Annotated in this window: 4 protein-coding genes and 1 pseudogene; 1 reads left to right on the plus strand and 4 read right to left on the minus strand. The window is 66.8% G+C overall.

Annotation, left to right across the window (positions count from 1 at the left end):
* Nucleotides 1-139: 139 nt before the first annotated feature.
* The 3 genes from ASG00_RS08230 to ASG00_RS08240 all read right to left on the minus strand — a co-directional run bounded on the left by ASG00_RS08230 (nucleotide 140) and on the right by ASG00_RS08240 (nucleotide 3,730).
* The gene (locus tag ASG00_RS08230) at nucleotides 140-1,105 is read right to left on the minus strand and encodes a carbohydrate ABC transporter permease (protein WP_082483156.1); all 966 of its coding nucleotides are present in this window, start codon (nucleotides 1,103-1,105) and stop codon (nucleotides 140-142) included.
* Nucleotides 1,106-1,144: 39 nt separating this feature from the next.
* Nucleotides 1,145-2,419: an extracellular solute-binding protein gene (locus tag ASG00_RS08235; RefSeq protein WP_056208417.1), complete on the minus strand. Its 1,275-nt coding sequence runs from the start codon at nucleotides 2,417-2,419 to the stop codon at nucleotides 1,145-1,147.
* Nucleotides 2,420-2,524: 105 nt separating this feature from the next.
* The gene (locus tag ASG00_RS08240; RefSeq protein ID WP_056208420.1) at nucleotides 2,525-3,730 is read right to left on the minus strand and encodes an ROK family protein; all 1,206 of its coding nucleotides are present in this window, start codon (nucleotides 3,728-3,730) and stop codon (nucleotides 2,525-2,527) included.
* A gap of 220 nt (nucleotides 3,731-3,950) precedes the next feature.
* On the opposite strand from ASG00_RS08240, the gene ASG00_RS08245 reads away from it, so the two are divergent.
* Nucleotides 3,951-6,731: a glycoside hydrolase family 15 protein gene (locus tag ASG00_RS08245; protein WP_056208423.1), complete on the plus strand. Its 2,781-nt coding sequence runs from the start codon at nucleotides 3,951-3,953 to the stop codon at nucleotides 6,729-6,731.
* A 499-nt stretch (nucleotides 6,732-7,230) separates the two neighbouring features.
* Here the strand turns inward: ASG00_RS08245 and ASG00_RS15785 are convergent.
* Nucleotides 7,231-8,347: pseudogene (locus ASG00_RS15785) on the minus strand (IS3 family transposase); the annotation flags it as partial.

Below are 8,347 nucleotides of genomic sequence, written 5' to 3' on the forward strand. Positions count from 1 at the left end.
GGGATCGTCAGCACGTAGATCTGGCTCTTGAACGACGTCGAGAGCATGTACACGAACGGCAGGATCATGATCGCCGCGCCGACCGTCAGGACGAGGTAGTAGCCCAGCCCTCCCGCGACGCGGGACGCGCGCACCCGGCTCACGAGAGCTCTCCCGCGTCGCCGCGGAATAAGCGCAGCTGGATGCCGGAGAGGATGAAGACCCCGATCGTGAGGAGGACCGCGATCGCCGATCCGTAGCCGAAGTCGAGGTTCGAGAAGGCCTGCTTGTACATGTAGGTCAGAAGCACCTGTGTCGAGTCGGCCGGGCCGCCGCCGGTCATGAGGAGGACGGAGACGAAGACGTTGAGCCCGCCGATGACGAGCATCACGGTCACGAACAGGAGGGCGGGCCGGATGGCGGGGAGGATCGCGGCCCGGAACGTGTTCCAGCGACCTGCGCCGTCGAGCTCCGCGGCCTCGAGGAGGTCTTTCGAGACGCCCTGGAGCGCGGCGAGGAAGATCATCATCGACCAGCCCACACCCTTCCAGACCCCGAGCGCGGAGATCGCGATCATCGCGGTCCAGCGCCCCGATAGCCACGAGATGTTCTCACTCGTGGCGTGCGTGACGTCTGTGAGGAACCAGTTGACGATGCCCTTGTCGGCGAAGAGGTATTGGAACAGCAGGGTCACGACGACCCAGCTCGTGACGACGGGCAGGTAGAACAGCACGCGGTAGAGCGCGCGCCCCGGCGCCCTGCGGTTGAGGAGGATCGCGACGAGGAGGCCGAGGATGATCTGCGGCGGCACCGTGAGCAGCATGTACAGGCCGCTGTTAACGGTGCTCTGCCAGAAGAGCGGATCGTGGAAGGCGCGGGTGTAGTTGTCGAAGCCAATGAAGGTGCTCACGGAGCCCGCCACGACGTTCCAGTCGTAGAGGCTCATCTGGAATGCCTTGACCATCGGGTAGGCGATGAGCAGGATGAACATCGCCATGCCGGGGGCCAGGAAGACGTAGGGCGTCAGCGGGAAGCGGCGACGCCGGCGCGGCTCTGCCGTGGTGGAGCGGGGCCGACCGACCCGACGGCTCAGGGGGGCGACCTCGGCCGTTCCTGTTCCGGTCATCGGGTTCTCCCTTCGTTCGTCGAGTCGGTCGGCACGAGTTCAGCTGGTCTTCGTCAGCAGCGGATCGATCGCGGCAGCGGCGTTGTCGAGCGCCTGCTGCACGGTCTCCGTGCCCTGGAAGGCCTTGGTCAGCTCGTCCTGCAGCGCGCTGTCGATCGCGGAGGCCTGCGGCACCGAGGGACGCGGCTTGGCGGTCGCCAGCTGGGTAATGAAGGGCGCGAAGGCCGGAACGGCCGCCTGTTCCTGCGCGTCGAGCGACTTCACGACCGACATCTGGCCGGTCTTGGCCATGTTGATCTGGTAGTCCGCCGTCTGCGTGAAGGCGATGAACTTCGCCGCGGCGTCCTGGTTCTTCGACGCCGTCGTCATGACGATGTCCTCACCGCCGACGACGGAGATGGATCCCCCGGGACCGGCCGGGACCGCGCTGTAGACGGGCTTGAAGTTGGGGTACTGGCCCTGCCAGATCGCCGCCATCCACGGACCGTCGAGGATGCTCGCGTAGGCGCCGCCGGGCAGGCCGTCCTGGGTCGAGGTCGCACCCTTGTTGCCGATGATCAGGTTAGGGATGTAGCCGGCCTTGTACAGGTCGACGAGCATCTGTACCGCGGCGACGCTCTTCGGGCCGTTGAGGTAGCCCGTCGCCTTCGTCTGGTCGGGGTTGGTGATCTCGCCACCGCCGGACCAGATCCAGGGGTAGACGTTCCACCCCTGGAGGCCGCCGTCGGCGAAGACCTGGACGCCCGCCTTCGCGAGCGCCGGCGCGTTGGCCTGGAACTGGTCGAATGTCGCAGGCGGGGCCGTGATACCAGCCTTCGCGAGCGCGTCGGGGTTCGAGATCAGCACGCGGGTGTTCGTGTCGAGCGGGAGACCGTAGTAGTGGTCGCCGAACTTGTTAGTCGCGAGGCTGCCGGGGTAGGTGTCGTCGGCGAGCTTCTGAAAGTTGGGCATGACCTGGTCGAGCGGGGCGAAGACCTTGAGCGAGCCGAACTTGGGAACCCAGCCGATGTCGGCGCGGACGAGGTCGGGCAGGTCGCCCGCCGCGGCGCCGGTCGTGAGCTTCTGCTGCAGCGAGTCGTACGGCATGTCGACGTAGTTGATCGTGATGCCCGGGTTCGCCTTCTCGAAGGCCGGGATGATCGTGTTCTGCAGCATGTCGGTCTGGGCGGAATTGCCGCCGTTGCCGTAGGTCCCCCAGAACGTGAGGGTGACCGGTCCGGAGCTCTGGGAGCTGCCTGAGCCGCCGGAGCAGCCGGTCAGGGTCAGGGCGGCCGCCGCTGCGACGGCGACCAGGACAGGGATGGGACGTACCATGTGACTCTCCTTTGAGTGCTGCTCGTGGAACTTCCCACGAGGTCGGTGGTGCGTGAGGGGTACTGCGGTCGGTGCTGGAGGGACGGGGCGATCCTGCGCGGGGGTTCAGTCCACGAGGGTCTCGGTGAGCTGGCTGAGGTTGCGCAGCACACCCTGTCGGAGCATGGTCGCGGCGGCTCCCCGCGCCCATGTCTCGTCGGGCAGAGGGCGGACCAGGAGCGTGCAGTCCTGTGCCGCGGTGGAGAACGCGTCTCGGGCGAGCTCGGCCCGCAAGGCGTCGATGAAGAAGTCGGATGCCGCCAGGCCCTCCCCCGAGAGGACGACGAGCGGGGGGTTGAGGAGGTTGAGCACCGTCGCGATCGCGCGCCCCACGGAGGTGCCGGCTTCGGCGAAGACGGCGCGGGCGTCGTCGTCGCCCGAGTGCGCGGCCGCGATGAGCTGCGCGAGCGTCGTGAGGCGCCGGTCGCTGCGCCGCGACATCGCCGCGAGGAGGCCCTCGTCGCCGACCGCGGCCTCGAGGCATCCGCGCTTGCCGCAATGGCACTGCGGGCCGTCGGCCGCTACGACCATGTGCCCCAGCTCGCCCGCGGAGCCGCTCACGCCTCGCCAGAGCTTGCCGTCGATCACGAGGGCACAGCCGACGCCGACGCCGAGCGTGACGACGGCGAAGCTGTCGAATGCGGAGCCGGGACCGAACCACTGCTCGGCGACGGCCAGGGCGTTGACGTCGTTCTCGAGCGCGACCTCCACGCGGAGCCGCTCGGCGACCATCTGTTCGAGGGGTACGTTGTACCAGCCGAGGAAGGGCGCTTGCACGATGACCCCGCGGGCGGCATCAACATGGCCGCCGAGGGCGATGCCCACTCCGAGGAGCCGGTCGTGGGCGGCCGGCGAGTTCGCGAGGAGCACGGCCGCCAGGTCGGCGATCAGCTCGACGACGTGGGTCGGGCTCACATCGTCGAACTTGATGCGGCGGGAGGACTGGACCTCGGCGTGCAGGTCGGCCATGACGCCGACGAGCTCTCCCCGCATCAGCTTGATCCCGATCGCGTAGTGCCGCTGAGCGTCGACCTGCAGCGGGATCTGCGGACGACCCGGAACACCGGCCTCGCGATCGCGCTCGACGAGGTACCCGTGCGTGAGCATGGGCCGGACGAGCTTCGTGACGGCGGCTGCGGACAGACCCGTGATCCGGGCGGTGTCGCGCCGGGAGAGGGGGCCGCGCGTGAGGACCGTCTCGAACACAGCACCGAGGTGGTGCTCACGCGAGCCGAAGCGCGTCACGACGTCGGTCGGCGTCTCTTCCGGCATCCGTCCAGGCTCCTTCGGCTCGCGGTGTGGGACTCCCCATCCTGACACGGATTAATTACTGTCGTCAAGTAACCGGCGGAAAGGGGATGTTCCTTCGGGATGACAGATCTGCAATTACGCAGATTCAGATCTTGTTTGCTTGACAGCAGCAACCAAACGGGTCGAGACTCCCGCCTGGGTTCGACGGGAGCCCATCCCAGCTCGACACAAGGAGGCGTCGATGCATCGTTCACTCACCTCACGGCTCGCACCAGCCGTCGTCCTCGCTCTCGTGGGCTCCGCCGCGCTCGTCGCGGTCGCGGTGCCCGCGAGCGCGACGACTCCACCGACCTCACCATCGACGGAGACCGCCCGCAGCCTCTACATGAACAACTGGACCGATACGACGGGCATCTGGATGGCACCGCAGCTGGCCCAGACCGACTCGAACACGCAGTACGGACCGCGCCTCGGGGAACTGCACTACTCCCCGTCCGGCGCGACGTCGGCCTCGGCGGTCAACCAGATCGTCGACTACACGGGCTTCTTCCGCGACGAGACGCACAGCACCAAGTACGACCAGGTGCACGGCTTCTCGGCCGCGACGGGCTACCTCGACTCGGGCGGTGTGCTGCGCAGCGACTACGGCGCCTACAACGGCACCGCGACCTCGGTCTCGATCGGCCGCGACTACGCGTTCGTCCCCAATCAGCACTTCATGGTCGTGCAGTACCGTCTGCACAACCCGGGAACAAGCGCAGTGACGCTGAATGTGCTGGATGCCGTGCACCTGAACAACACGGGCTCGTCGGGGCAGAACGTGACGGCAACGTGGGATGCGACGCGCACCGCTGCCACGGCGGACATGTCGGCCAGCGGCCAGTACCACGTGGTGCTCGGCGCCCTCGACGGAGCCGACGGCTACCAGGTCGGCGACGACACCAACTCGACGCTCACGAGCTCGACGGTCGCGCCCTGGTATGCATTCGACAACAACGGCACACTGCCGAACAACACCGCCGTGACCGCAATGAACGTCGACCTCGCGATCAACAAGCGGGTGAGCGTGCCCGCGGGCGGAGACGCGACGGCATCCTTCTACCTCGCGATCGGCGACACGACCGCCCACGCGAACGCGGCGGCAGACACCGCACGCGCCCAGACGGGCTCGACGTGGTTGTCCACGACGACGAGCGCCTACTCGAGCTGGCTGGCCGCCGGCGCGCAAACGACGAGCAACTTCACGGACGCGGGCCTCTCGACGGCCTACGACCGCGCGCTCGTCGCGATGAAGGAGTCGCAGAGCCCCGTGCTCGGCGTCTGGCCGGCCGCGACCAACCCGATCGCCTACGGCTACAAGAGCTGGGTGCGCGACTCCGCCGTCACGGCGCTCGCTCTCGACTCCGCCGGGCACCACGCGGAGGCAGACAAGTACTTCCGCTGGCTCGCGGGCGTGCAGTACACCGACGGGTCGTTCGGAACGACCTACGACACCTGGACGGGACAGCACGTGAGCTTCGTCGAGCCCGAGCTCGACAGCGTCGGGATCTTCCTGATCGGCTCCTATCGGCACTGGCTGCAAACGGGCGACAACGGCTTCCGCGACGCGGTCTGGCCCGCGCTGCAGAAGGCGGCGAACTTCGTCTCGAACAACATCGCGAGCAACGGGTTCGGCCCGAAGGACGCATCCATCTGGGAGGAGACGCAGGAGTACAACGCCTTCACGCAGGCCCTCTACGTGAGCGGTCTGTGGGCCGCGGAGGCGGTCGCGCAGAGCAAGTCCGACACGAGCGATGCCGACACGTGGAGCCACGCGGCCGGCTCGATCGCGACGGCGCTGCAGGCGAGCTCACTCAACTCGCCGGCCGGCATGTGGAACTCGCCTGACAACTACTTCAACCGGGCCGTCAACGCCGACAACACGGGCCGCACGACGGTGGACTCGTCCTCCGACATGCTCATGGTCTCCGGCGTGGTCGACCCGGCGAGCAGCCGGGCGGTCTCGCACCTGTCGAAGATCATCTCGACGCTGACGCACGACACGTACGGGATCGCACGCTACCAGGGCGACAACTTCTACTACACGTCGCCCTACAGCCCGGCCGGCAACGAGGCGCTCGCCGCCGAGCCGTCGTGGCCGCAGATGTCGATGTACGCCGCGATCGACGACGTCTACACGGGCAACACGAGCGACGCTCTGAACCGCCTCACGTGGTACGTGACGCGGACCGCGGTCGGGTACATGCCCCCGGGAGAGGCGGTATCCAACGTCAGCCAGAAGCCGATCATCTCGACGATGGTCGAGCCGGTGACTGGCGCCTGGTACGTCCTGGCGGCGCTCGCGTACACGAACCAGACGGACACGCGCACCTACGCGCCCATCAGCGATGCCGGCGCGAATGCGAGCCTCACGGTGAGCTCGGGCACGACGGGCGACTGGCCGCAGTGGAACCCGATCCCCTACTTCGTCTCGAAGCAGGGCAGCGAGGCGAGCGGCGACGCGAACACCGACATCAAGAACGTCGCTGTGGCCAACGATGCGAACAACATCTACATCCGCATCGACAACGCGTCGGGAACGCTGCCCGGCTACAACACGGCGCCGAAGTTCGGTGTCAACGTCTACGCGGGCGACTACTCGGGCAACACCTCGACCGCGACTTCGACGACGGCGCTCTACGGGGCGACGCTCCCGCGGCCGGCGGCATTCATGGTGGGCCGCTGGTCTGACTCGAACAACTACGCTCACTTCTCGCGCAGTGGCGGATCGTGGACGGCGGACTCGTCGATAACGTCGGTCATCGCGCCGCAGTGGGATCCGTCCACGGGTCGCATCGAGGTCGTCATCCCGCGCAGCGCGTTGACGAGCGGTTCGGCGAGCGACTGGTCGGTGCAGCCGATCACGATTGCCCTCGTCCGCCAGAACCCGTCGACGGGATCCTGGTCGGAGGACGACCAGATCACGCTGCGCTACCGGCTGACGCCGACGAGCACCGCCTGGATCTACGGCAACGTCCGCTGATGTTCACGGCCAGTGAAGTAGCAACGGTATCTGATTGACCGTGCGGCGGGCCGGGCAATTGCTCCCGGCCCGCCGCACCCGATCGCGTGGACAACCGAGACGGGTCGCGGTTAACGTCACTTGGCTGCGGCGAACACTTCGCAGAGATCTGCGCGAAATTCTCAATCAGAAACGACGGCGATTCATGTGACAGCGCTCGTCGAAACGGTGAACGGGTGCCACATGGCCGACGCGCCCGCGGACCCTCGCGAGCGAGACCGAGGAAGGTGGCGGAGGTCCCCGCTCGGCCGGCTGCGCTGACGCAGCGCATAGCGCCTCCACGGCACCCCGGTGATGTCGCGCCCGCCGAGTTCATGCCCGCGGTCCGCGCTGTCCGAAACGACCGCAATCTGCTGGTCGAAACTGAAAGTGCGAACCTCCGTGAAACCCAAAGTGATTCGCCCTGAGTTTCGTTCCTATCGTGACGTGCCCTGAGTTTCGTTCCGTCGTCTTGTGAGAATCAGGCGGGGATGGAATCGGTTTGCCGGCGGTCTTCGAAGGCCACCGGGCTGTCCCAGGATAGGGCGGAGTGGCGGCGGTTCCGGTTGTAGTAGATCTCGATGTACTCGAAGATCGCGTTGGCCAGTTCGAGCCGGGTGCGCCATTTCTTCCGGTTGAGGAGCTCGACTTGCATGGTGCCCCAGAAGGATTCGATCATCGCGTTGTCGTACCCGTCTCCGATCGTTCCCATTGATCCGACGAGCCCGGCGTCCCGGATTCGTGTAGTGAAGGCCCAGGATGTGAACTGCGTCCCGTGGTCGGAATGAATCACGGTCTGGCTGGGATTGCGTGCTTCAACGGCCATGTCGAGTGCATTGAGGACGAGGTTCGTCGTCTGGCGCATATCGATGGCCCAGCCGACGATCTTGCGCGAGTAGACGTCGATAACGCAGCAGCAGTAGATCTTCCCTTCGCGGGTGGGGTGCTCGGTGATGTCGGTGCACCACAGCTGGTCCGGAGCGGTCGCGGTGAAGTTCCGGTTGACCAGATCCTCGGTCGTCACGAGATGTTCGCGATTCACGTAGCGTCTACGGGTGCCGGCCAGTCCTCGCAGACCAATGCGTGCCATTACTCGGGCGACTTGATCCCGGCCGACGCGGATGCCCAGTCCGTGCACGAGCTCGGCGTGCACACGACGGGCTCCGTAGCAGCCCCGAGAGGCACGGTGAATGTTCGCGATCGTCTCTACGAGCATCTCGTGTCGAATCGCACGCTGGCTCATCGGCCTGTCGCGCCACGCTCGATATCCGCGGTCCGTGACGCGCAGCACCCGGCACGCGGTTGCGATGCTGATGCCCTGCCCGGTCAGGGCCGCGACGACCGGGAACCGCCTTTTGGGCGGATCCCCTCGTCGTTCAGCATCGACGCGGCAAGACGAGCGGCGGAGAGCTCTTCTTCCAGCTCCCGGATTCGACGGCGCGCATCGGCAAGCTCCGCGGCCAGCGTGCTGTCGATGCCAGGGATCTCGCCAGCATCGATGCGCTCCTGGCGGCGCCATCGGTAGATCGTCGCTGACGCGATTCCCAGCTCGGACGCCAACTCTCCAGCGTCGCGGCCGTCGTGAACAAGCGCGAGGG

Source organism: Microbacterium sp. Leaf351 (genome assembly GCF_001423825.1).
GTDB classification, from domain to species: domain Bacteria; phylum Actinomycetota; class Actinomycetes; order Actinomycetales; family Microbacteriaceae; genus Microbacterium; species Microbacterium ginsengisoli.

Excerpts from the sequence above, each read along its gene's own strand:
- ASG00_RS08230 (WP_082483156.1), bottom strand. The coding sequence starts at position 1,105 with ATGACCGGAACAGGAACGGCCGAGGTCGCCCCCCTGAGCCGTCGGGTC.
- ASG00_RS08235 (WP_056208417.1), bottom strand. The coding sequence starts at position 2,419 with ATGGTACGTCCCATCCCTGTCCTGGTCGCCGTCGCAGCGGCGGCCGCC.
- ASG00_RS08240 (WP_056208420.1), bottom strand. The coding sequence starts at position 3,730 with ATGCCGGAAGAGACGCCGACCGACGTCGTGACGCGCTTCGGCTCGCGT.
- ASG00_RS08245 (WP_056208423.1), top strand. The coding sequence starts at position 3,951 with ATGCATCGTTCACTCACCTCACGGCTCGCACCAGCCGTCGTCCTCGCT.